The 22,745-nt window shown below is 72.1% G+C and carries 19 protein-coding genes; 8 read left to right on the plus strand and 11 right to left on the minus strand.

The window, feature by feature from the left end; translation table 11 throughout:
• Positions 1-19 precede the first annotated feature (19 nt).
• Together ACFQRI_RS25700 and ACFQRI_RS25705 are read left to right on the plus strand one after the other, a co-directional pair.
• On the plus strand, positions 20-1,936 hold the full coding sequence (locus tag ACFQRI_RS25700) for an FAD-binding monooxygenase (RefSeq protein WP_380672977.1): 1,917 nt from the start codon (positions 20-22) through the stop codon (positions 1,934-1,936).
• 91 nt (positions 1,937-2,027) lie between these two features.
• A complete protein-coding gene (locus ACFQRI_RS25705) occupies positions 2,028-3,323 on the plus strand; it encodes an MFS transporter (RefSeq protein ID WP_380672979.1) in 1,296 nt (431 codons plus the stop codon).
• An 85-nt stretch (positions 3,324-3,408) separates the two neighbouring features.
• On the opposite strand, the gene ACFQRI_RS25710 is transcribed toward ACFQRI_RS25705, so the two are convergent.
• From ACFQRI_RS25710 to ACFQRI_RS25735, 6 genes are all read right to left on the minus strand, one after another.
• The gene (locus ACFQRI_RS25710; protein WP_380672981.1) at positions 3,409-4,035 is read right to left on the minus strand and encodes a flavin reductase family protein; all 627 of its coding nucleotides are present in this window, start codon (positions 4,033-4,035) and stop codon (positions 3,409-3,411) included.
• 76 nt (positions 4,036-4,111) lie between these two features.
• Positions 4,112-4,258, minus strand: coding sequence for a type 2 periplasmic-binding domain-containing protein (locus ACFQRI_RS25715; protein ID WP_380672983.1), 147 nt, complete (start codon positions 4,256-4,258; stop codon positions 4,112-4,114).
• Between the two features lie 75 nt (positions 4,259-4,333).
• On the minus strand, positions 4,334-4,978 hold the full coding sequence (locus ACFQRI_RS25720; RefSeq protein ID WP_380672985.1) for an alpha/beta fold hydrolase: 645 nt from the start codon (positions 4,976-4,978) through the stop codon (positions 4,334-4,336).
• Positions 4,979-4,980: 2 nt separating this feature from the next.
• The gene (locus ACFQRI_RS25725; protein ID WP_380672987.1) at positions 4,981-5,301 is read right to left on the minus strand and encodes a biotin/lipoyl-containing protein; all 321 of its coding nucleotides are present in this window, start codon (positions 5,299-5,301) and stop codon (positions 4,981-4,983) included.
• Complete coding sequence (locus ACFQRI_RS25730; RefSeq protein WP_380672989.1) at positions 5,294-6,283, minus strand: alpha-ketoacid dehydrogenase subunit beta; 990 nt, start codon at positions 6,281-6,283, stop codon at positions 5,294-5,296. Before ACFQRI_RS25730 ends, ACFQRI_RS25725 begins: the two co-directional genes overlap by 8 nt.
• A complete protein-coding gene (locus ACFQRI_RS25735; RefSeq protein WP_380672991.1) occupies positions 6,276-7,244 on the minus strand; it encodes a thiamine pyrophosphate-dependent enzyme in 969 nt (322 codons plus the stop codon). The genes ACFQRI_RS25730 and ACFQRI_RS25735 overlap by 8 nt, the downstream gene beginning before the upstream one ends.
• 294 nt (positions 7,245-7,538) lie before the next feature.
• On the opposite strand from ACFQRI_RS25735, the gene ACFQRI_RS25740 reads away from it, so the two are divergent.
• Complete coding sequence (locus tag ACFQRI_RS25740; RefSeq protein WP_380672993.1) at positions 7,539-8,867, plus strand: YjiH family protein; 1,329 nt, start codon at positions 7,539-7,541, stop codon at positions 8,865-8,867.
• Positions 8,868-8,993: 126 nt separating this feature from the next.
• A complete protein-coding gene (locus ACFQRI_RS25745) occupies positions 8,994-9,797 on the plus strand; it encodes an SAM-dependent methyltransferase (RefSeq protein ID WP_380672995.1) in 804 nt (267 codons plus the stop codon).
• 4 nt (positions 9,798-9,801) lie between these two features.
• Here the strand turns inward: ACFQRI_RS25745 and ACFQRI_RS25750 are convergent, their stop codons facing one another.
• From ACFQRI_RS25750 to ACFQRI_RS25765, 4 genes are all read right to left on the minus strand, one after another.
• The gene (locus tag ACFQRI_RS25750; protein ID WP_380672997.1) at positions 9,802-10,437 is read right to left on the minus strand and encodes a TetR/AcrR family transcriptional regulator; all 636 of its coding nucleotides are present in this window, start codon (positions 10,435-10,437) and stop codon (positions 9,802-9,804) included.
• Between the two features lie 10 nt (positions 10,438-10,447).
• Positions 10,448-12,898, minus strand: a complete 2,451-nt coding sequence (locus ACFQRI_RS25755) for a glycoside hydrolase family 3 protein (RefSeq protein ID WP_380672999.1) — start codon at positions 12,896-12,898, stop codon at positions 10,448-10,450.
• The gene (locus tag ACFQRI_RS25760; RefSeq protein ID WP_380673001.1) at positions 12,898-14,199 is read right to left on the minus strand and encodes an MFS transporter; all 1,302 of its coding nucleotides are present in this window, start codon (positions 14,197-14,199) and stop codon (positions 12,898-12,900) included. The genes ACFQRI_RS25755 and ACFQRI_RS25760 overlap by 1 nt, the downstream gene beginning before the upstream one ends.
• 239 nt (positions 14,200-14,438) lie before the next feature.
• Positions 14,439-17,108, minus strand: coding sequence for a glycosyl hydrolase family 65 domain-containing protein (locus ACFQRI_RS25765; RefSeq protein ID WP_380673003.1), 2,670 nt, complete (start codon positions 17,106-17,108; stop codon positions 14,439-14,441).
• Between the two features lie 317 nt (positions 17,109-17,425).
• On the opposite strand from ACFQRI_RS25765, the gene ACFQRI_RS25770 reads away from it, so the two are divergent.
• The 3 genes from ACFQRI_RS25770 (at position 17,426) to ACFQRI_RS25780 (ending at position 20,625) form a co-directional block, all read left to right on the plus strand.
• Positions 17,426-18,250, plus strand: a complete 825-nt coding sequence (locus ACFQRI_RS25770) for a PucR family transcriptional regulator (RefSeq protein WP_380673005.1) — start codon at positions 17,426-17,428, stop codon at positions 18,248-18,250.
• A gap of 89 nt (positions 18,251-18,339) precedes the next feature.
• Positions 18,340-19,557: a S8 family peptidase gene (locus tag ACFQRI_RS25775; RefSeq protein ID WP_380673007.1), complete on the plus strand. Its 1,218-nt coding sequence runs from the start codon at positions 18,340-18,342 to the stop codon at positions 19,555-19,557.
• 186 nt (positions 19,558-19,743) lie between these two features.
• Positions 19,744-20,625 carry a glycerophosphodiester phosphodiesterase gene (locus ACFQRI_RS25780; RefSeq protein WP_380673011.1) on the plus strand — a complete coding sequence of 294 codons (882 nt, stop codon included), beginning with the start codon at positions 19,744-19,746 and terminating at the stop codon, positions 20,623-20,625.
• Positions 20,626-20,674: 49 nt separating this feature from the next.
• Here the strand turns inward: ACFQRI_RS25780 and ACFQRI_RS25785 are convergent, their stop codons facing one another.
• Complete coding sequence (locus ACFQRI_RS25785) at positions 20,675-21,964, minus strand: choice-of-anchor B family protein (RefSeq protein WP_380673013.1); 1,290 nt, start codon at positions 21,962-21,964, stop codon at positions 20,675-20,677.
• 326 nt (positions 21,965-22,290) lie between these two features.
• Here ACFQRI_RS25785 and ACFQRI_RS25790 point away from each other — a divergent pair, with 326 nt between their 5' ends.
• Positions 22,291-22,506, plus strand: coding sequence for a DUF2188 domain-containing protein (locus ACFQRI_RS25790; RefSeq protein WP_380673015.1), 216 nt, complete (start codon positions 22,291-22,293; stop codon positions 22,504-22,506).
• Positions 22,507-22,745: the final 239 nt, after the last annotated feature.

The raw sequence follows: 22,745 nt of genomic DNA on the forward strand, positions 1-22,745 counted from the left end.
GGAGTGAGGAGAGAGACCGTTGCAGTTCCACCACCACGGATACGTTTCCGGTGATCCCCGCGTGCAGCCGGCGGCGGGCGTCGGCCTGAACCGGCCGGAGGAGCTTCCCGACGAGGTCGACGTGCTCATCGTCGGCAGCGGGCCGGCGGGAATGATCGCCGCCGCGCAGCTGGCGCAGTTCCCGAACGTCGTCACCCGGCTGGTCGAGCGCCGCCCCGGCAGGCTGGAGGTCGGGCAGGCCGACGGGATCCAGGCGCGCAGCGTGGAGACCTTCCAGGCGTTCGGCTTCGCCGGGCGCATCACCGAGGAGGCCTACCGGATCACCGAGATGGCCTTCTGGAAGCCGGATCCGGACAACCCGGAGAACATCGTGCGCGCCGCGCGCGCTCCCGACGACCCCAGCGGGATCAGCGAGTTCCCGCACCTGATCGTCAACCAGGCCAGGGTGCTGGACTACTTCGCCGAGGCGGCGCGCAACGCGCCCGGCAGGCTGGTGCCGGACTACGGCTACGAGTTCGTCGGCCTGGAGGTGGCCGAGACCGGTGATCGCCCGGTGGCGGTGACGTTGCGGCGCACCGCGGGCGAGGACGAGGGCGCCGAGCGGGTGGTGCGGGCCGAGTACGTCATCGGCTGCGACGGCGCGCGCAGCAAGGTGCGCGAGGCGATCGGCCGCGAGCTGGTCGGCGACCAGGCCAACCACGCCTGGGGCGTGATGGACGTCCTGGCCGAGACCGATTTCCCGGACATCCGCACCAAGTGCGCCATCCAGTCCCACGACGGCGGCAGCATCCTGCACATCCCGCGCGAGGGCAATCACCTGTTCCGGATGTACGTCGACCTCGGCGAGATCTCCGAGGAGGACCACGGCAAGGTGCGGGAGACGACCCAGCAGGAGGTCGAAGCGCGCGCCAACCGGATCCTGCACCCCTACACGCTGACGGTGAAGCACGTCGCCTGGCGCAGCGTCTACGAGGTCGGGCACCGGCTCACCGACAAGTTCGACGACGTGCCCGCCGAGGGCGCGGGCGCGCGCTGCCCTCGGGTGTTCATCACCGGCGACGCCTGTCACACGCACAGCGCCAAGGCCGGGCAGGGCATGAACGTCTCGATGCAGGACGGCTGGAACATCGCCTGGAAGCTCGGACACGTGCTCGACGGCAGGGCGGGTGCCGAGCTGCTGGACACCTACTCCGCCGAGCGGCAGGTGATCGCCCAGGACCTCATCGACTTCGACCGGCGGTGGTCGAAGCTGATGGCCGCCAAGCCCGAGGAGCTCGACGACCCGAGCGAGCTGGAGGACTTCTACGTCAAGACCGCCGAGTTCCCGGCCGGTCTGATGACGCGGTACCAGCCCTCGATGATCGTCGCCGGGACCGAGCACCAGAACCGCGCCACCGGGTTCCCGATCGGCAAGCGGTTCAAGTCCAACCGGGTGACCCGGGTCTGCGACGGCAACCCGGTGCACCTCGGCCACCACCACCGCGCCGACGGGCGCTGGCGGGTCTACGCCTTCGCCGACCGGCCCGCAGCGGGGGAGCGGTCGAAGGCCGCCGACTTCGCCGGGTGGATCGTCGGCTCGCCGGACTCCCCGGTGGTCGCCCGCACGCCGGAAGGCCTCGACGTGGACGCCTGGTTCGACGTCAAGGTGATCTACCAGCAGGCCCACACCGAGGTGGACCTCGGCGCGGTGCCCCGCGCCTTCCTGCCGAAGGTCGGGCCCTTCCAGCTGGTCGACTACGAGAAGGTCTACGCGGCCGACACCGACGACGACATCTTCGAGGCGCGGGGAATCGACCGCGACGGCGCGATCGTCGTCGTGCGCCCCGATCACTACGTCTCCCACGTGCTGCCGCTGGATGCCACCGCCGAGCTCGCGGCGTTCTTCGCGGGCATCTTCGACAGCGCCCGCCGCCCGGTGGCCCTGGGCGGTTCCTGACCCCCAGGTGCCGGGCGGCACCGCGATCCCGATGCGACACGGGGGATCCCGGTCCGGACCGTGCGCAGCCCTTCGAACCCAGGAGCACCGCGTGGCAGCAACGACGCGTCAACGCAGCGACAGGCAAAGACCGATCAGCCCGCTGAAGGTCGCCTCGGCGAGCTTCGTCGGAACCGCGATCGAGTGGTACGACTACTTCATCTACGGCATGGCAGCGGGGATCGTGTTCGGCCCGCTGTTCTTCCCCGACTTCTCGGCCACCGCGGGAACGCTGGCCGCCTTCGCCACCTTCTCGGTCGGCTTCCTCGCCCGACCCCTGGGCGGCGTGATCATGGGCCACTTCGGCGACAAGGTCGGCCGCAAGTCGATGCTGGTGACCTCGCTGCTGCTGATGGGCGTGGCCACCGCCGGGGTCGGACTGCTGCCGACCTACGAGACGATCGGCGTGTGGGCGCCGATCCTGCTGGTCGCGCTGCGGTTCCTGCAGGGCATCGGCGTCGGCGGCGAGTGGGGCGGCGCGGTGCTCATGGCCGTCGAGCACGCGCCTCCGGAGAAGCGCAGCTTCTACGGCAGCTTCCCGCAGATGGGCGTGCCCGGCGGACTGCTGCTGGCCAACGTCGTGTTCCTCAGCACCACCGCGATCTTCCCGGGCGAGGCGTTCGTCGAATGGGGTTGGCGGATCCCGTTCCTGCTCAGCGCGCTGCTGGTGGTCGTCGGGCTGGTCATCCGGTTCAGCATCGCCGAGAGCCCCGAGTTCGCCGAGATCAAGGAGGAGGGGACCGAGGAGCGCATCCCGCTGGTCGCGGTGCTGCGCGAGCACCCGCGCCAGGTGCTGCTGGCCGCGGGCGGGTTCATCGGCAACAACACCATCGGCTACATCTTCATGGCCTACCTGCTGTCCTACGGCACCAAGACGCTGGGCCTGTCCCGCGGCACGATGCTGACCGCCACGCTCATCGGCGCGGTCGCGTGGCTGGCGGTCATCCCGTGGGCATCGCGCCTCGCCGACCGGTGGGGGCGCGAGCGGGTGCTGCTGCTCGGCACGGGCGGGCTGGCGGCGTGGATGCTGGTGCTCTTCCCGCTGGTCGACACCGCCAACCCGACCCTGATCGTCGTCGCGGTGCTGGGCGCGGCGTTCTTCCTCGGCGCCGGCTACGGTCCGCTGGCCTCGCTGTTCTCCGACCTGTTCGCGGCGCGGGTGCGCTACAGCGGCGCGTCGCTGGGCTACCAGATCGGCTCCATCCTGGGCGGCGGCATCGCCCCGACCCTGGCCACCGCGCTGTACGCCACGACCGGGACCTCGACCCCGGTCACGGCCTACCTGGTGGTGGTCGCCCTGATCAGCCTCGGCTGCCTGGCCCTCATCGCACGCGATCGAGCGGCCTAGCCCTTTCATCAGAAGTCCCCGAGCGCGCCGCGCCCGGGGACTTCTGATGAAAGAGGGCACCCTCCGGTTCCCGACGGCTGGGCCGTCAGCGGGACTCCGGGATGGTGACGAAACCGCCGTCGACGAAGGCCAGGCAGTCGCCCCGCCGGTGGCCGAAGTGCTCGACGCGGCCGAGGAAGAGCGTGTGATCGCCGCCGTCGTGCTCGGCCCACGGGGTGCACTCGTACCACGAGGCGGGGCGCGCCAACCTCGGTCGGCCAGCTCGCGGCGGTTCCCCTCGATGCGCTGCTCGCGGATCCACGCCGAGACCGTGGTGCCCTGCTGGTGGAACAGCGCGTGCAGGTGCCGGGTGGAGATGTAGACGGCGGGCGGTGCTGTCCGGGCTGAGCTCGCTGTCGCCGAGGTCGTCGGTGATGTGCTGGCGGATGCGCGGCATCAGCGACAGGTGCTCGCGGTCGCCCTCGGTGGTGCGGGCCAGCGCGGCGGTGCGCAGGAGCGCCGAGATCAGCTCCATGGCGGTCCGCACCACCCGCGCGGCGGTCGGCCCCTCCAGCGAGGCGAAGTCGCTGGAGATCTCGGTCAGCAGCGGGGTGACCAGCCGGGCCAAGCACTCCTCCGGGCCGAGCGAGATCGCCGTGATCGCCCGGACGTGATCGGGGCTGGGATCGATCAGATCGCGAACGACGCGCCCCGCGCGGTGCTCGTCGGTCAAGACCCCGCGCCGCCGCGCGGGTCGAGCCGCCGGGCGTTCCGGCTCGCGAAGTCGACCAGCGCCGCGGCGCGATCGTTCAGCCGCACTCGCGCGACCACATCATCAGCACGTTCGCCGCGGGCTCCGCCGGAGCGATCTCCCGCAGCACCAGCGGCAAGCCCTCGTACGAGCGGTGCACCGCCGGTCGCTGGATGAGCACCGAGCACCCGAACCCCCTGGCCACCAGCGAGCGGTGGCTCGCCGGAGCAGCACAGATCCCACTGCTGGCACCGTCGAGCAGGCGAACGCGAACCGGCTCCTAGCCGCCGAGGAACTCCAGCGCCGCGGTCTTGAACGCCCGGCTGCTCACCGCGTTGAGGTGGTTCCGCCCGCCGAGGGGGACGAACGGCGCGCCGAGCCGCGCGGCGAAACCGCCGACGTCGCCCGCGATCTCGTCGCGATCACCCGCCGCGAACAGCGCGGGCGCCGGCGGGGGACCGTCGAGCAGGTGGCCGCTCATGCCCTCCACGCAGGCGTCCGGTTGGTCGCCGGAGAGGGCTTCGCGCACGCGCAGCATGTTCTCGCGGTCCACCGGTCCGCCGCCGATGCCGCCGAGCACCAACCGGCCGACCCGCTGGGGCGCCAGCCGCGCCAGGGCCCAGCCGACGTGCCCGCCCATCGAGTAGGCCACCACGTCCACCGACTCCACCTCGGCGGCGTCCAGCACGGCCAGCGCGTCGAGCGCGAGGTCGTCGGGCGAGTAGCCCGACGTCGCGCGCGCGCTGCTGCCGTGCCCGCGCAGGTCGACCAGCACGTGCCCGAGCTCGGAGACCGGGCGCGTCCAGCCGGTGCGCACCCACGTCTGCGCGTGGTCGGAGGCGAAGCCGTGCAGGAACAGCACCGGCCGCGGCCCGGGGGAGTGGTCGTACCAGATCGCGGCGCCGTCCCCTGCCGTCGCGAGCACGATCAGTCCTCCGGCGGGATCAGGCGCACGCGGCGCTGCGGTGCGCGGTCCTCGGGAACGGTGCCCACGATGCCGGCCTGCTCCTCGACGGTGAAGGTCACCAGCGGATCGCCGACGTCGAGCTCGCCCCCTGCGGCGACGTGCAGCTTCGACACGCGCCCGGTCTGCGGGGAGGGGATCTCGACCGACGACTTGGTGGTCTCCAGCTCGACGAGGGGATCGTTGCGCTCGACCCAGTCGCCCTCGGCGACCAGCCACTCCAGCACGTGCGCGCTGATCAGGCCTTCGCCGAGATCGGGGAGGGGAAAGGTCGCTTCAGCCACGGCGGTGCTCCAGGGTGGTCTGCACGGCGGTCAGGACGCGGTCGGGGCTGGGCAGGTACTCGTCCTCCAGCGCCCCCGACGGGTAGGGAACGTCGAACCCGGCGACCCGCTGCACGGGAGCGCGCAGCTGGTCGAAGCAGCGCTCGGTGATCAGCGCGGACACCTCCGCGCCGAGTCCGGCGGTCAGCGGGGCCTCGTGCACCACGACGGCGCGCCGGGTGCGGCCGACCGATTCGGCCAGGCCCTCGGTGTCGATGGGTTTGAGCCAGCGCAGGTCGAGCACCTCCAGCTCGACGCCGTCCTCGGCGGCCAGCTCGGCGACCTGCTCGCACCGCGAGACCATCGCTCCCCAGGACACGAGCGTGGCGTGCTTGCCGGGCCGCACCACGCGGCTGCGCCCGACCGGCAGCGGCTCCACCTGCTCGTCGGGATCGAACACCTCCCGCTGCCAGTACCGCGACTTCGGTTCCAGGAAGATCACCGGATCCGGGTCGGTGATGGACTGGCGCAGCAGGTGGTAGCCCTCCGCCGGGCCGGACGGGGAGACCACCTTGAGCCCGGGTACGTGGGCGAACAGCGCCTCCAGGCTCTCGCCGTGGTGCTCCGGCGCGCGGATGCCGCCGTAGCTCGGCAACCGCAACGTGATCGGCATGGCCAGCACTCCCCGGCTGCGGTAGTGCATCCGGGCGACCTGGTTGACGATCTGGTCGATCGCCGGGTAGCTGAACCCGTCGAACTGGATCTCCGGGACCGGTCGCCACCCGGCCATCGCGAGTCCGACCGACATGCCCATGATCGCCGACTCGGCCAGCGGGGTGTCGAAGACCCGGTGCTGGCCGAACTTGTCCTGCAGTCCATCGGTCACCCGGAACACCCCGCCGAGCGAACCGACGTCCTCGCCGAAGACCAGCACGCGGTCGTCGTCCTCGCAGGCGTGGCGCAGCGCGGTGTTCAGGGCCTGCTGCAGCGAGAGCTCAGGCATGCTGCGACTCCTTCCACGCGCGCTGCTGGTCCAGCAGGGGCGCCGTCGGCTCGCGGTAGACGAAGCTGAACAGCTCGTCGCCCGGCGGGGGCGGCAGCGCGCGCAGGCGTTCGCCGGTCTCGCGGACCACGGCTTCCGCGTGCTCCTCGGCCGACGAGAGCGCCTCTGCGGGAAGGGAGCTCGCGGTTCGTGCGATCGGATCGCGCTCGGCCCAGGCGCGCTCGTCCTCGGTGCTGCGATACCGGCGGGGATCGTCCGAAGTGGAGTGCGGTCCCATCCGATAGGTGATCGCCTCGATCACGGTGGGCCCGCCGCCGGCGCGGGCCCGCTGGAGGGCGTCCCGGGTCGCTTCGCGCACGGCGGTGACGTCGTTGCCGTCCACCTGCTGCCCCTCGATGCCGTACCCGGCGGCGCGGGCGGCCACCGACCCGCCCGCGACCTGCTGGTCGGTGGGAACCGAGATGGCCCACCCGTTGCTCTGGCAGAAGAAGACCACCGGGAGCCGGTAGACCCCGGCGAAGTTCATCGCCTCGTGCACGTCGCCCTGGGAGCTCGCGCCATCGCCGAAGTAGGTGATGGCGGCCCCTCCGGTGCCGTCCAGCTGCGCGCCCATGGCCCAGCCGACCGCGTGGGTCACCGGCCCGCCCACCACGGCGTTGAACGGGGCCAGGTGCGTCGCGCTCGGGTCGTAGAGCCCGCCGTGCCAGATGTTGAGGTGCGTGGCCAGGTAGGCGACGGGATCCACGCCCATCGCCACCGCCGCCCCCAGCTCGCGGTAGGTCGGGAAGGCGAAGTCGCGCTCCAGGTCCAGCGCCGCCGCGCTGCCCACCTGCGCGGCTTCCTGGCCCAGCGCCGGCGCGTAGGCGGGCAGCACGCCCTGCCGCTGCAGCGCGACGCACTCCTCGTCGAGTCGACGTGCCACCACCATCAGGCGAAGCAGGTCGCGGAGATCGTCGTCCATGCGACGGAGAGTGCGCTCGCCCGTCAGGCCGCGCAACAGGCCCCGCGCGGACTGCCCACCCTGCCCGCTCTGCCGCCTCCCGCGGGCCCCGGGCTGTACAAGTTGTCCACCTCGGGCGCCGTCGTGCTCCGTTCGGGGGTGTGGTTGCCCTTTTTCATCAAGAGTCCCGGGCCCAGCCCTCGGAGACCTCTGGTGAAGAGGGCCGCGTCTGAGATCCAAGACAGGTACCGCGTTCTCGGGATTCCGCAGCGGTGCACCGGGTGCGAGGCTTCCCCGTCATCGGAGGTGGTGCACATGGTCGGTGAGCAGCGCAACGGGCAGGTCGTGCCGAGGACGGCGGGCGTGCCGATGTGGAAGTTCTTCGTGTTCAGCCTGATCGGGGTGCTCGTCTTCTTCGTGCCGTTCGAAGTCGGCGGGGAGCGCTCGATCCTGCTCGACCACCTGGTGACCGCGCTGGAGAGCTGGGTCCCGGCGGCGCTGCCGTACTACGCGCTGCTGGTGATCCTCGCCGGCGCGGTGCACCCGTTCCTCTCCGGAACGTGGCGGAAGTCCGCGGTCGCGGCGGTGTTCTCCGCGTTCAAGGTGATCGGTCTCGTCGTGGGCGCGATGCTCGTGTTCCGCACCGGGCCGGCCTGGCTGCTGGCCGAGGACATGGGGCCGTACCTGTTCGACAAGCTGGTCGTGCCCGTCGGGCTGCTGGTGCCGATCGGCGCGATCTTCCTCGCCCTGCTGGTGGGGTACGGGCTCCTGGAGTTCGTCGGGGTGCTGCTCCAGCCCGTGATGCGGCCGCTGTGGAAGACACCGGGGCGCTCCGCGATCGACGCCGTCGCCTCCTTCGTGGGCAGCTACTCGCTGGGGCTGCTGATCACCAACCGCGTGTACAAGGAGGGCAAGTACTCCGGCCGGGAGGCCGCGATCATCGCCACGGGCTTCTCCACGGTATCGGCGACCTTCATGGTGGTCGTCGCCAGCACGCTGGACCTGATGGGCCGCTGGAACACCTACTTCTGGACCACGATCGCGGTGACCTTCCTGGTGACGGCGGTGACCGTGCGCATCTGGCCGCTCTCGCGGATGGGCGACGACCACTACCCGGGAGCCACGCCGCAGCCGGAGCCGGACGATCGAGGACGGCGGTTCGCCAGGGCGTGGGCCGAGGCCCGCGAGACCGTCGCGACGGCACCGCCGCTGGCCCACAACCTGCTGCGCAGCCTCAAGGACGGCGTGCTGATGACGATGGCGATCCTGCCGTCGATCCTGTCGGTCGGCCTGCTCGGCATGGTGCTGGCGACCTACACGCCCGTGTTCGACTGGCTCGGCTACGTCTTCTACCCGGTCGCCTGGGTCGTGCAGAGCCCCGAACCGCTGCTGGTCGGCAAGGCGGCGGCGGTGGGCATCGCGGAGATGTTCCTGCCCGCGCTGCTGGTCGCGGAGGCCTCCGCCGCGGTGAAGTTCATCGTCGCCGTGGTGTCGGTCTCGCAGATCATCTTCTTCTCGGCCCTGGTCCCGTGCGTGGTCGCCACCGAGATCCCGATCTCGGTGCCCCGGATGGTCGTCATCTGGTTCGAGCGCGTCGTGCTGACGCTGGTCTTCGTCACCCCGATCGCGCTGCTCCTGTTCTAGCGCCGCGTCGTGCCCGGCGCCCGAGAACTGCCCCGCGCGGGGGCTTCTCGGGCGCCGGGCACGACGCGACCTACCGCCCGATGTTGATCTTTGACAGGATGGTGCGGTGGCGCGAGGAGGAGTTCGATGAGCGGCGAGGTCGACCTGCAGACCGACCGGGCGCACGGCGCGCGGATCTACGACTTCGTCCTCGGCGGCAAGGACAACTACGCCGCGGACCGCGCGGCGGCCGAGGATTCGCTGCGGGTGTGGCCGGCGCTGCCGGTGCACATGCGGGTCAACCGGCAGTTCATGCACCGCGCGAGCCGGTTCCTGGCCACCGAGTGCGGGATCGACCAGTTCCTGGACGTCGGCACCGGGATCCCGACCTCGCCGAACCTGCACGAGGTCGTCCAGCAGGTGCGTCCGGACGCCCGCGTGGTCTACACCGACAACGATCCCGTCGTGCTCGCGCACGCCCGCGCGCTGATGCCGAGCACCGCGCGGGGGAGGACGGCGTTCGCGGACGCCGATCTGCGCGATCCGGACTCGATCCTGTCGGCCCCGGAGTTCCGGGAGCTGCTGGACCTCGACGAGCCCGTCGGGTTGATGCTCATCGCGGTCGTGCACTTCATCGAGGACGACGACGAGGCGCTCGACGTGGTGCGGCGCATCATCGACGTGCTTCCCTCGGGCAGCTTCGTGGCGGCGACGATCGCCACCGACGACTTCGCCCCCGAACTGCTGGCCGGGGTCCGCGAGGCCTACCGGGAGCACGGGGAGGTGCTGCGGTTCCGCTCGCACGCGCAGGCCTCGCGCTTCTTCGACGGGCTGGAGCTGCTGGATCCCGGGGTGGTCCAGATGCACAAGTGGCGCCCGGACGAGCCGCGGACCCTCCAGATCCCGGAAGCCGACATCGCGATGTACGCCGGGATCGCCCGCAAGCCCTGAAGCCTCAGCGCTCCCAGCGGGTGCGGAGGTTCGCGACGTGGTCGGCGAAGTCGCCCGCCATGTCGACGCCGCCGGGATCCACCAGCCACTGGAGCTGCAGGCCGTCCATGAGCGCGATCGTCTCGCGGACGATCCGGTCCACCGGGGTCTCCGGGTCCGCGGTCCCGGCGGCGACCGCCTCGTCGAGCCCACCTCGGATCAGGGCCGCGGCCCGCCGGTGGTGCCGCAACAGCCACTCGTGGGCCGGGTGCTCGGGGTCGATCGCTTCCCCGGCCAGCGCGGTGAACAGCCGGACGATGCCCGGCTGGGTCGTGTTGTGCTCGACCAGCCGCCGCAGGTACTCGAAGCGCTCCCAGCCGCGCCCCGGTCGCTCGCCGATCGCCATCTCGTCCAGCCGGTCCCGGCGATCCAGCACCTCGGCGAGCAGGCGCTCCTTGTCCGGGAAGTGGTGCAGCAGCCCGGTCTGGCTCAGTCCGGCCGCTTCCGCGACGGCCATCATCGTGGCGCCGCGGTAGCCGGACTCGGCGAACAGGCCGGCGGCAGCGGCGAGGATGCGCTCCTTGGTCTGCGCACCCCCGCCACCGCGCGGGCGACCGCGCCCCCGTCGTGGACGGGGGCGCGGATCGGAGCCGGTCGTCATGGCATCGACTCTACGAGGACGGCCGGTCCGGAACGACAAGCCGGTGCCGCACGTCGCCGAGACCGCGCGCGACCAGCAGCTCCCCTCCGGACAGCGGTGCCCAGCCCGCGCCGCTCCAGCGCCGCCAGGACCGCGGGTCGGTGGGCACCACGACCGAGGCGGACTCGCCCGCGGCCACCGCCACCGGTGCCCAGCCCACCAGCCGCACCGGCTGGTCGGGCTCGGTCGGCTGCAGGTAGACCTGCACGATCTCGCGGGAGTCGCGCGGGGCGGTGTTGCGCACCCGAACCTCCACCGAGGGCGACGGCGCGCCCTCGACGAGCCGCGCCGCTTCGTAGGACCAGGAGCCGTAGCCCTCGCCCTGCCCGAACCAGTAGGCCGGCGGGGCGGCCAGCCCGGCGTGATGCCCGCGGTGGCCGATGAAGGTCCCCTCGGCGTACTCCAGGCGCAGGTCGCGGGGCACGACGTCCCACGCGGGCGCGGCAGCGTCGGCCGCGGGCCAGGTGGTGACCAGCCTCCCGGCGGGTTCCCGGACGCCCAGCAGCGCGTCGGCCACCGCGTGCCCGCCCTCCTGGCCGGGCAGGCCCGCGACCACGATCGCGTCGACCTCCTCGGCCCAGGGCATCAGCACCGGCGTCGCGGCGTTGACCACCACCACGGTGCGGCTCGCGGCGGAGGCGACCGCGCGGACCAGCGCGTCCTGCTCGCCCGGCAGCCGCAGTGTGCTCTTGTCCCGCGACTCGGTCTCCTGCTCCTCGGTCAGGCCCACCGCGACGACCGCCACGTCGGCCTCGCGGGCGGCGGTGACCGCGGTCGCGAGGGTGTCCTCGGCGGGCACCGGCACGGGGGAGGCCACCAGGGCCTTGAACCCGAGGCCCGAGGCGATGGCGTTGGACAGCACGCCCACGACGCCGTCCGGGCCGGGAACCGGCTCGGTGGCCACGATCCGCAGCTCGGCCTCGACCAGACCGCCCGCGGGCACGCTGACCTCGACGGTGCGGCGCGGCGGGATCAGCGTCGCCTCACCGGGGTCGTGGCCGTCGGCGGTCAGGGTGAACGCGGCGACCTCCTCGCCGTCGACCCGCAGCCTCCACGCGCCGGTGCCGATCGCACCGACGTTCATCCGGCCACCGGCGGCGGAGCGGCCGGCGAAGACCACCCGCGCGACCGGACGGTCGAAGGAGTCGCCCTCGACGGTCGCGCTGGCGATCTCGCGGTGCCTGTCGCCCAGCACCTCGCCGTCGGCGTCCACCGCGGACATCCGGACGCCGGGCTCGCCGGTCTCGGGGTGTTCGAGCGCGTCCGAAGGAGCCGGGAGCGAGCGCACCTCGACGCCGTCGACGACCTCCACCCGATCGCCGAGCGCCGAGCGCAGGCCCTCGGCGATCGAGACCTGGTGCGGCGGGCGCACCGTCGCCGAACCACCGCCCATGCAGGTGGTCTCCAGAGCGTGCCTGCCGATCAGCGCGACGCGCTGAGCATCGGGCAGCGGCAGCGCGTCGTCGTTGCGCAGCACGACCATCCCGTCGGTGGCCAGGCGTCGCAGCTCGGCGCGGCGCTGCGGCGAGTCCGGTGCGGGCAGCTCGCCGCGCCAGGCGCGGGACCGGCCGAGCGCGCCGACCCGGTCGGCCAATCGCAGCAGCCTGCGCAGGTGGTCGTCGACGACCTTCTCGTCCACCTCGCCGGCCTCGACGGCGGCGACCAGCGAGGCGCCCCACGGGCCGTCCGGACCCGGCATCACCAGGTCGAGCCCGCCGTTGGCGGCCGCCGCGGCGGTCTTGGTGGCGAACCAGTCGGACATCAGCAGCCCGTCCCAGCCCCACTCGCCCTTGACCACCTCGTTGTTGACGTGCTCGTGCTCGGTGGCGGCCACCCCGTTGACGTCGTTGTAGGCGGCCATGATCGACCACGGCCGCGCGTCCTCGACGGCGATCTCGAACGGCAGCAGGTAGAGCTCGCGCAGGGTCGCCTCGGAGACCTCCGAGCTGACGTAGTTGCGCTCGGTCTCCGACTCGTTGGCCACCAGGTGCTTCAGGCAGGCGCCGATGCCCCGCGACTGCAGCCCGCGCACGTAGGCCGCGGCCAGGTGCCCGGTCAGCAGCGGGTCCTCGGCGTACTGCTCGAAGAGCCTGCCGCCCAGCGGGGTTCGGTGCAGGTTGATGGTCGGCCCGAGCACCACGTGGATGCGCTGGCGCTCGGCCTCGTCGGCCAGCATCTCGCCGACCTCGTGGGCGGTGCTGGTGCTCCACGCCGAGGCCAGCAGGGTGGCGTTGGGGAACAGCGCGACCACCTCGCCGCCGGTGAACTCCAGCCCGCGCACCCCGGTCGGGCCGTCGGAGAAGGCCATCGGCGCCAGGTCGATGCGCTGCTCGCCGCGCAGGGCGAACATGCTGGCCCCGGTGAGCAGCTCGACCTTCTCCGGCGGGGAGAGAGCGGTGATCAGTTCGTCGTAGTTCGTCATCAGCGCACCTTCTTGATCGGGAGGATGACCAGGGCACCGGCCAGGCAGACCAGACCGGCCGCCCACAGCAGCAACGAGTAGTTCGGGCCACCGGCGGCCGCGCCGGCGCCCAGCAGCATCGCGCCGAGGAACGGGGCCGCCGACTGCGGCAGCGCGTTGGCGATGTTGAACACGCCGAGGTCCTTGCCCGCGTCGTCGGGATCGGGCAGGACCTCCAGCACCAGCGCCATGTCGACGCTGACGTAGATCCCGTACGCCACGCCCATGATCGCCTCGACCAGGTAGAACGCGGTGAGCGTGTCGGTGTGGGCGAGCATGGCCGTGCCGATGCCGAACAGCAGCGCGGAGGCCGCCACCATCGACTTGCGCTTGCCGGTGCGGTCGGAGATCACGCCGGCGAGCCAGCCGGCGCCCACGAGCGCGATCGTGTACACCAGCGTCGCGGTGGCGACGGCCCCCGCCGCCGCGGTGTCGTCGAGGCCGAGCCGGTCGACGAGGAAGTTGAAGCGGAACGTGGTGAACAGGAACGACGCCAGGATCACGCAGAACCGCGAGGCCCAGGCCAGGCCGAAGTCGGGGTGGCGCAGCGGGTTGACCCAGAAGGTGCGCAGCAGCTCCCGGAAGTCGAGCCTTCCGGGCTTGGCCTCCAGCACCGGGTCGGGCAGCACGGCGGCGTAGATGAGCATGCCGATCACGCCGATCGCGGCGGGGACCGCGAACAGCAGCAGCATGTCGTCGGTGAGCGCCGAGGCGATCTGGGTGGCGCCCAGGATCCCGACGTTCTGCATGATCCCGACCATCGCCGAGACCTTGGCGTGCTGCTTCTCCGGCAGCTGGTCGGAGAGCGTGGCGATGAACGGGCTGAAGCAGGCGTTGGCGGCGAGCTGGGCGGCGACCCAGCCGATCAGCAGGCCGGGGACGCTGCCGGCCTGGGAGACCCACAGCAGGGCCAGGGCCATGGCCACCGCGCCGCCGACGATCCACGGCTTGCGGCGGCCGAAGCGGGAGGTCGTGCGGTCGGAGAGGCGGCCGAACACGACGTTGGCGACGACCGCGGCGATCGCGCCGGGGCCGAGGATGGTGCCGAGCGCCGCGGTTCGCTCGGTGGCCACGTCGGTGAGGGTGGCGACCTTGAGCGCCATGCTCACCATCACCGGACCGAGCAGGGCGACGTAGAGGCCGAACTGGGCGAAGCCGAGGGCGAAGACGAAACCGGCGGACTTGGGCTCGGTGGGCTTCTCGCCGCAGCGCGGGGTGCGTGCCCCCGCCGCGGCGCGGGTGTTGTGGACGGGAACGGGCATCGTTGCTCCGGACGTCTCTGGGGATCTGGGGAACCGCGCGGCGTGGCCGGAAGCACAGCACCCGATCGTCCGAGCAGAAAATAGAGCCAAATAACTATTTATCTACCCGTGACCTCCACGTGTCCGGATCGTGCGGTAAGCGAGCGGAGCGGCTGCTGATCGCAGGAGCGGTCGGCACTCGCGAAGGAGGGGCCCGTCGCGCAGCGCGGCGGGCCCCTCCTTCGACGGAGAGCCGGTGGTCAGCGGACCTCCAGCTCGCTGATGCCGGTGTGCTCCGGACCCTCCGGGCCGGTGAGCTCGACCCGCACGTAGCGGGCGAGGTGCCCGTCACCGGGCTCGGCGGGGACCTCGGTGAAGTGCTCGCCGTCCAGGGAGGTCAGCAGCCGGAACGAGGTGGGCGCGATCTCGCTCCAGCGCGGGGTGACCCGCGAGATCGGCTTCGGCGCGCCGAGGTCGACCGTCGCCGCGCCGCTCGGGCCGTTCAGGTGCCACGGGGTGGCGGTGCTGCCGTCGACCGCGGCTTCGACGTAGCGGCCCGGTTCCTCGCTGGTGGCCTCGGCGGCCCGGCACCGCGCGAGGTCGTCCGTGGGCGCCAGGTCCGGCCTGCGCGTCTTCAGCGCCAGCGGGCTCGCCTCGCTGACCACGTGCTCGGCCTCCGGGCTCCGGACCGCGAACGGCTCGCCCTCGCGCAGGGTCACGGTCGTGCGGTGCTCGCCGATGCGCACGTCGAAGGTGCGGCCCTGCCACTCCAGGCCGGTGAGCTCGACGCCGCCGGCCAGCTGCGGGGGCAGCATCGGGTCGAGCACCACCTCGTCGCGGCGCCACCGCATCCCGGTCAGGCCGTGGGTGAACACCTGCGTGTAGCCGCCGGCGCCGGTGAGGAAGTTGAACGTCGGCGCCCCGGCGTCCTGCCCGGCGCGCTCCCCGCGCGCTTCGGAGAACTGGGCGAACGGCTCCTTCGCGAACGGCTTGATCGAACGCTCCAGGTAGGTGTTGGTCGTGCAGCCCGGCTCGCCGATCTCGGCCGCGTCGATGGCGTGCGCCGAGTCGGTCATCGCCGGGCCGTCCGGGTCGGTGCGCGGCGCGTAGTGGTCCAGGGTGTTCTTGGCGGCTTCCTCGGACATCGGCCACTCCAGCGGGTACTGCAGCAGCACCGCGTCGGCCTGCTTGATCTGCTGGCCGGCGTAGCCGTCGTACTGCTGGAACACCTTCGACCGCTCGTCGAACGGCACGCGCAGCCGATCGGCGATGGTCTTCCACTCGGCGGGTGCGGGTTCGCCGAGGACCCGGGCCGCCTCGGCGGCGTTGCGCAGCGCGATGGACGCACCGGCGTTGGTGAACGCGCCGTCGTCGACGCCGTTGCTGTACTCGTCCGGTCCCGCGACGTCGTTGATCGAGTAGCTGCCGTCGGGGTTGGGCGTCGCGCGCCCGGCCCAGTACTCGGCGATGCCGCGCAGCACCGGCCAGCCGTGCTCGCGCAGCCAGCCCCGATCGCCGGTGGCCTGGAAGTACTGCCAGGTCGCCAGCGCGATGTCGCCCTGCAGGTGGTTCTGCGTCAGGCAGTGCGGCGGGTCCCAGCTGTGGCAGTCCTTCTCCAGGTCGCCGCTGTCCGCGCTGGTCCAGGGGTAGAAGGCGCCCAGCTGGCCGGTGGAGCGAGCGTTCTCGCGCGCGGCGGGCAGCATCTTCTCCCGGTAGGCCACGACCGATCGCGCGATGTCCGGGTGCTGCAGCAGCAGGCTCGGGTACATCCACAGCTCGGTGTCCCAGAAGATCAGGCCCGCGTAGTTGTCGCTGCTCAAACCCGCGGGTGCGACGCTGAAGTCCTGCCCCTCGCGGATGCTCGACAGGATCGCGTACTTGCTGGAGCGCAGCGTCTTCTGCAGGTCCGGGCGGCCCGGGACGCGGATGTCGCTCTCCCACAGCCGCTTCCAGCGCGCCGCGTGCGAGTCGTGCAGCCGGTCCCAGCCGCGCCGCGCCGCGTCCCACGCGGCCCGCACCGCGGCCGCCGCGTGGTCGGGCGTGGTCACCGAGGTGTCCACGCCGACGAACTTGCCGAACTCGTAGGTCCGGCCCCGCTGAGCGGTGAACCGGAACCGCTGCTCGGCGTCGAGCCCCTCGGCGCGCTGCTCGGGAGCCGCGCGGACCTCCTCGGGCGCGGTCATGGTCTGCGCGACGGTTCCCCGCGCGCCGACGCCGTCGGTCTCGAACCCGACCCGCACGGCGTCGCCGTCGACCTGGCCGCCGGTGGCGCGCATCCGGCGCGCTCCCGCGCCTTCGATGGCGCCGGTGACCTCGGCCTGCCCGGACCAGCGGGGCGCGACCTGCACGCGCACCGCGCCGACGTGCGGGTTCGCCCGGTCGGCCAGGACCTCGTAGACCAGATCGGTGGCCTTGCCCTCGGGCGTGGTCCAGGTCAGCGAGGTGCGCAGCACCCCGCACTGGACGTTCAGCGACTGCCGGAAGTTCGAGATCTGCTCCGGTGGCGTGCTCGGCGAGAAGGTGTGCTCGCCCACCCGGACGGTCATCGAGGACCAGGTCGGGATCGCCGCGATCGCGTGCCGCGGGACGTCGCTCTGCGCGCTCGGGCCTTCCCCGTAGAGGCCCGCCACGAAAGCGCCGTCGTAGCGCGGCGTTTCCAGGGGGAAGCCGGTCTCCTCGCCGGTGGCGGCGTAGCCCGCCCCCGTCGGGGGCACGCGCTGGGAGAGGTAGCCGTTGCCCACGAACGCGTGCGCGGTGTAGGCGGGGTCGAGCCGATCGGTGGAGAACTCCCAGCCCTGCTCGCTGGCGCACCGCGGGTGCACCGGGTCGCCGGCCGCCCCCGGCTGCTCGGCCCCCGCGGCGGGGGAGAGCGCGGCCGACAGGGCGACCAGCGCAGCGGCCAGGACGCCGCTAGAACGATACAGTGACACCAGCTCATCTCCTGTTCGATTCAGATGATGATCGGGAATCCTGCTTCCGGCGCCTCGCGCCGTCAAGGCGAGAGCGCGATCCCGGCCGGGCGGAGATGATCCACATCACCGGCGGGGCGGGGCCGCCGCCGGAGCGGCCCGCGCTCGACCCGAGCCCCCAAGCGGATGATCTACGTCCGGAAATTGCCCGCCCGCCAGCGGAATTCGATTCCGGAAGACGAAAATGTGGGCGCTGCGCACAAAGTTGGCCCCGAGCGCTGCTCCGTCCGGTGATCAAGTTGTGGACAGGCCGCGATTCGCGTGCAAAGGTCACCCACATGTTCGAACCGACCGGGCGGTTTGTCGCGTTCGCGCCGACGCGGCCGGTGGAGGGGCGTTCGGCCGAGGATTCCGGTGCGGCCCGCCGCGAGGCGCAGCGCGGCGGGCGGGACGCCGCGCTGGAGCGCCTCCTGCGAGCCGAAGGCGCTCCGGCCGCCCGGCGGGCGGCCGGAGCGCTGCACCTGCCCGAGCGCGGGCGGTACGTGTGCCTGGCCGCTCCGGTCGCGCCCGGCGAAGCGAATCCGCTGCGCGGCGCCGGGGAAGCGCTGGAGCGCCGGGGCATGACCGCGCGGTGGGCGCGGCAGCAGCGCGTCGTCGCAGGCCTGGTGCTGCTCGGCGAGGCCGTCCGCGAATCGCTGGTCGCCGAGGTCGACCCGCTGGTCAACTGCCGCGCTGCGGTGTCACCGGTGGTCGACGACCTAGGCGAGGTGCCCGCGGCGCACCGGCTCGCGCTGGCCGCCGCGCGCAGCCTGCACCGGCCGCGTCTGGTCACCGCGGACGACCGGTTGCCGGAAGCGCTGCTGCTGGCGAATCCGGACCTCACCGAGCGGTTCCCGGAGATGACCCTCGGCGCGCTGCTGGAACTCCCGCAGCGCGAACGGGAACCGCTGCTCGGCACACTCGAAGCGCTGCTGCGCTGCAACGGTTCCGCCACGCACGCGGCCAAGCGCCTCTACTGCCACCGCAACACGGTGCTCTACCGGCTGCAGCGCATCGAATCGCTCACCGGCCGCGCGCTGTCGCGCTCGCGCGACCGGCTCCTGCTGAGCCTCGGGCTGATGACCCTGCGGTTGAGCGATGCCGAGCAGGAAGCGCAGCCCTGAACCCGGCCCCGGCACTTCGACGGCGCCCGACGCCGTCGTGGCGGGTGTTCACCCGCGAGTCCAAGGAAACGGATCAACGGAGGGTTCGGATGCGAAGACCAACGACGGCTCTCGTGCTCGCCTGCGCCTTAGCCGGCGCGACCGGCCTGACCGCCCACGCGGCACCGCCACCCGCTGAACGCGAGTACATCGTGGTGCTCGAGGAGGGGACGAACGCCAAGGGCAAGGCCGACGAGCACTCCCGCGCCCACGGAGCGCAGGTCAAGCACGTCTACCAGGCCGCGATGAAGGGCTACTCGGGCCGGATGAGCGAGCAGGAGCGCGAACGGGTCGCGGCTGACCCGGACGTCGCCTGGGTGGAACCGGTTCGGCAGGTCCGCGCCACCGCGCAATCGCTGCCGACCGGCATCGACCGGGTCAACGCCGACGCCAGCCCCACGGCGGCGATCGACGGCGCCGATCAGCGCACCGACGCCGACGTCGCGGTGATCGACACCGGGGTGGACAGCTCGCACCCCGACCTCGACGTGGTCGGCGGCAAGAACTGCACGCTGCCGATGCTGCCGCCCGAGGACGGCAACGGCCACGGCACGCACGTCGCGGGCACGATCGGGGCGGTCGACAACGGCGACGGCGTGGTGGGCGTCGCGCCCGGCGCGCGGATCTGGGCGGTCAAGGTGCTCAACGACGCGGGCGTGGGCACCACGGCCGACGTGGTCTGCGGCATCGACTACGTCGCGGCCAACGCCGGGACGATCGACGTGGCCAACATGAGCCTCGGCGGAGCGGGCAGCGACGACGGGCAGTGCGGCCGCGCCAGCGGCGACTCCGAGCACAGCGCCATCTGCCGCGCGGTCTCGGCCGGCGTCACCTTCGCGGTGGCCGCGGGCAACGACTCCGCCGACGCCGCGAACAGCACCCCGGCGGCCTACGACGAGGTGATCACGGTGAGCGCGCTGGCCGACTTCAACGGCCGGCCCGGCGGTGGTGCGCCCGCGACCTGCCGCCAGGACGAGGACGACACCTTCGCCGACTTCTCCAACTTCGGCGCCGACGTCGACCTGATCGCCCCCGGCGTGTGCATCACCTCCACCTGGCCCAACGGCGGCTACAACACGATTTCGGGCACCTCGATGGCGACGCCGCACGTCGCCGGCGGGGCCGCCCTGCACAAGGCGACCAACCCGGGCGCCTCGCCGGAGCAGGTCAAGAACGCGCTGCAGCGGGCGGGCACGAAGGACTGGACCTGGCCTTCGCAGGACCCGGACGGAACCCAGGAGAGCCTCCTGGACGTCACCGGCTTCTGATGCCCATCAGGCGGGGCCGCGGTCGGCGCAGCCGCCGCGGCCCCGTCGCGCACCCGGAGCGCTGCGGTGCGCGGGTGAAGGTTCAACTGCGCGACACCACCGGGTTCACCGGAGCTCAGCTCGACGACGCGGTTGGTCCGCAGGATCACCAGTCGTTCCGGACAAACCGAGCGAGGAGATCGACACATGCTGCACCGGGTAGCGGCGCTGACCGCGACCGCGCTGCTCGCCACCATGACCGCCACCGCGACGGCCACCGCCGCCCCGGTGGAATCCCCCGAGCAGGCGGCCGCCATCGCGCACCGCGGCGCGTCCGCCTACGCCCCCGAGAACACGCTGGAGGCGGTTCGGCTGGGCGTCGAGATGCGCGCGGACCTCGTCGAGATCGACGTCCAGCAGACCGCGGACGAGAAGCTGGTCGTGGTGCACGACACGACTCTCGGTCGCACCACCGACGTCGAGCAGAAGTTCCCGGAGCGGGCGCCGTGGCGGGTTTCGGACTTCACGCTCGAGGAGATCCGCACGCTCGACGCCGGTTCCTGGAAGGACCCGAGCTACGCGGGGGCGACCGTGCCGACCCTGGACGAGGTGCTCGACGTGCTCGAACCGACCGACGCCGGGCTGCTGCTGGAGGCCAAGTCGCCCTCGCTCTACCCGGGGATCGCCGAGCGCATCGCCGATGAGCTGAGCAGCAGGCCGCGCTGGGTGCGGCCCGACCCGAGCGCGCGGAACCTCGTGGTCCAGAGCTTCGACTGGGAGTTCATCCGGCACTTCGACGGCCTGCTGCCGCAGGTCCAGGTCGGCGTCCTCGGTGCGCCCTCGACCGACCAGCTCGCCGAGGTGGCCCGCTACTCCGACCAGGTCAACCCGCACCACTCGGAGGCGACGCCGGAGTACGTCGCGGCCGTGCACGAGCACGGGATGCGGATCAACCCCTACACCGTCAACGACCGGGAGCGCATGCGCGCCCTGCTCGGCAACGGCGTCGACGGCATCATCAGCGACCGCCCGGACGTGCTGCGCGAGGAGATCCGCGCAGCGCGCACCGCGCAACGCGCGGGAGCCTGAGCGCCGAGCGCGGTCGGCGAGGCGCGGGGCCTCGCCGACCGCCGCCGGACTACTCGGTGCTGCGCAGGACGAACAGTCCGCGGTCCATCGTGCTGACCCCGATCACGTCGCGCTTGAAGTACGGGTAGTTGCTCCACGTGCCGCCTTCGAACGTGGGGTTGTCGTTCTCCGGGTAGACGTCGAAGAAGCCCGTCTCGCGCAGCCTTCCGTCGGCGACGTTCGCCGTGCTGTACACCCGCAGCCCGCTGGTGTAGTTGGAGGCGTAGGCGAGGTTGCGCTCGGTGTAGATGTTGTGGTCGATCGAGGTGGTCGCGTTGTCGAACGTGCCGCTGTGCCTGGGGGCGTCGAGGTCGGTCACGTCGAAGACCCTGGTGCGGGTCGGGATTCCGCGGTCGACCTCGTCCAGTTCGTCGCCGTGCAGGAAGTGCTCCTGGTCGGGCGTGAGCCAGCCCTGGTGGCTGTAGCCGTCCTCCGGGTAGGGGGTCCGGCTCAGGGTCCGGGGCCGCAGCTTGTCGGTGACGTCCACGATGGACACCCGGTTCTCCCGCCCCTGCACCGTTTCCCGGGCGTTGGAGTTGAAGCAGATCTCCCGTCCCGCGTGCTCGGAGTCCGGCCCGCGGTAGGTCACGCACTGCGCGTCGTGGATGTAGCCGTGCTCGGCGAAGCACCCCGCCGGTCGCGGGCTGGTCGGCTCCGAGACGTCCACCATGTGCAGGCCGCCCGCGCACGTGTCGGTGCCGACGACGTAGGCGAACCCGGAAGACTCGTTGATGTTGATGTTGTGCGCGTTGCCGAAGCCGGGGTAGTGCGCGTCCTCGGTGAACGTCCCGCTCTCGGTGCGCAGCCGGGTGAGGTCGAAGACCTGCATGCCGTGCGGGCGCTGCTCGGCGACGACGAAGGCGTGGTCGTCGTGCACCTTGATGTCGCGCCAGTGCTGCCGGGTCGGGTCTTGCACGTGGGTCGGCAGCATCCCGACGACCCGGGCGTTCGCGGGCTCGCTGATGTCGACGAAGACCGTGCCCTCGACCCCGCCGACGATCGCGTAGTCCCGGCCGGTCGCGGGATCGGTCCAGCCCCACATGTCGTTGGCGAAGCTCAGTCCCAGGTCCTCCAGCCAGAGGTGGTCGAGCATCTCGACGCCGTCGCAGGCGTAGGTGTTCGCGGCGACGCCGTTGACGCACTTGGCGCGCCCGTCGGGCGCGGCCGCTCGTTCCGCCTCCCGCTCGGCCTCGGTCGGTGGTCGGACCTGGTCGTACTGCTCCTCGTGGGCCGCGGCCGGAACGGTGCCGAGCACCACCGCCGTCGCGCTGATCACTGCTGCCGCCAAGAACCGTTTCATGCCTCTCCTTAGGGCGACGCGCGGTGTGCCCGCGGCGTCGCGGCAGGTGTGGTGGATGGGCGCAAGCGGAAGGCGTTTTGCCAGTTTTGGCAGATTTGTTCGATATGCACTCAAGCTCGCACGGCCGGCGCAGCGATTCGATCGATCATTCGGACGCGCGCGTGCGCCCGTTCGGCCTCGTGCGCCGACGCGCGTCGGCCCGCGCGTTGCGATTCGCCCCGTTCGGCGTCGCTCGTTCGGGCGCGCGCCGGGTTTGTGCCCGCCCGGTCGACGGGAACCCCGGAAACGACGGCAGTCGAGCTGACGAATGGAGTGCGCAGGTGGCTGTGGATCGGTCTGAGTGCTACGTGGTGCCGGATCAGCGCAACGGCGGGTGGAAGGTGAACGGGCCGGCCGCGGCGGCCGAGTGCCACACGCGGACGCAGTCCGACGCGATCGAAGAGGCGTGCACGCAGCTGCGCCGCGGCGGCGGGGGAGCGGTGCTGATCCACGGCCGGCGCGGCCGGGTCCAGGACCGCAGGACCGTGCAGCGGGAGTCCTGACCGCCGCCTCCGGCGCACAACCCAAGACCTTCGAGGGCCTCCTCTCCGCGCGAGCGGGGAGGAGGCCCTTTTCGTCCGGGCGACGACCGCCTGCGCTCGCCCGGTGGCTTCCCCGTCTTGCCGAACGCTAGCACTGTATTGCGACAATCGCAACGATCCCGCCTCGTCGCAACGCTCCAGTGGTGGCCAGCGGGCCGCTTCGGCGCTCGTTATATGGTTGTGAACTGCGATGAAGGTGA

Source organism: Saccharopolyspora griseoalba, from assembly GCF_042665275.1.
GTDB lineage: Bacteria > Actinomycetota > Actinomycetes > Mycobacteriales > Pseudonocardiaceae > Saccharopolyspora > Saccharopolyspora griseoalba.

Bases quoted from the DNA above. Each gene is read 5' to 3' on its own strand.
- ACFQRI_RS25750 (WP_380672997.1), bottom strand. From the start codon at position 10,437: ATGACGACCGGCTCCGATCCGCGCCCCCGTCCACGACGGGGGCGCGGT.
- ACFQRI_RS25730 (WP_380672989.1), bottom strand. From the start codon at position 6,283: ATGCCTGAGCTCTCGCTGCAGCAGGCCCTGAACACCGCGCTGCGCCAC.
- ACFQRI_RS25755 (WP_380672999.1), bottom strand. From the start codon at position 12,898: ATGACGAACTACGACGAACTGATCACCGCTCTCTCCCCGCCGGAGAAG.
- ACFQRI_RS25760 (WP_380673001.1), bottom strand. From the start codon at position 14,199: ATGCCCGTTCCCGTCCACAACACCCGCGCCGCGGCGGGGGCACGCACC.
- ACFQRI_RS25770 (WP_380673005.1), top strand. From the start codon at position 17,426: ATGTTCGAACCGACCGGGCGGTTTGTCGCGTTCGCGCCGACGCGGCCG.
- ACFQRI_RS25780 (WP_380673011.1), top strand. From the start codon at position 19,744: ATGCTGCACCGGGTAGCGGCGCTGACCGCGACCGCGCTGCTCGCCACC.
- ACFQRI_RS25775 (WP_380673007.1), top strand. From the start codon at position 18,340: ATGCGAAGACCAACGACGGCTCTCGTGCTCGCCTGCGCCTTAGCCGGC.
- ACFQRI_RS25785 (WP_380673013.1), bottom strand. From the start codon at position 21,964: ATGAAACGGTTCTTGGCGGCAGCAGTGATCAGCGCGACGGCGGTGGTG.
- ACFQRI_RS25745 (WP_380672995.1), top strand. From the start codon at position 8,994: ATGAGCGGCGAGGTCGACCTGCAGACCGACCGGGCGCACGGCGCGCGG.
- ACFQRI_RS25740 (WP_380672993.1), top strand. From the start codon at position 7,539: ATGGTCGGTGAGCAGCGCAACGGGCAGGTCGTGCCGAGGACGGCGGGC.
- ACFQRI_RS25735 (WP_380672991.1), bottom strand. From the start codon at position 7,244: ATGGACGACGATCTCCGCGACCTGCTTCGCCTGATGGTGGTGGCACGT.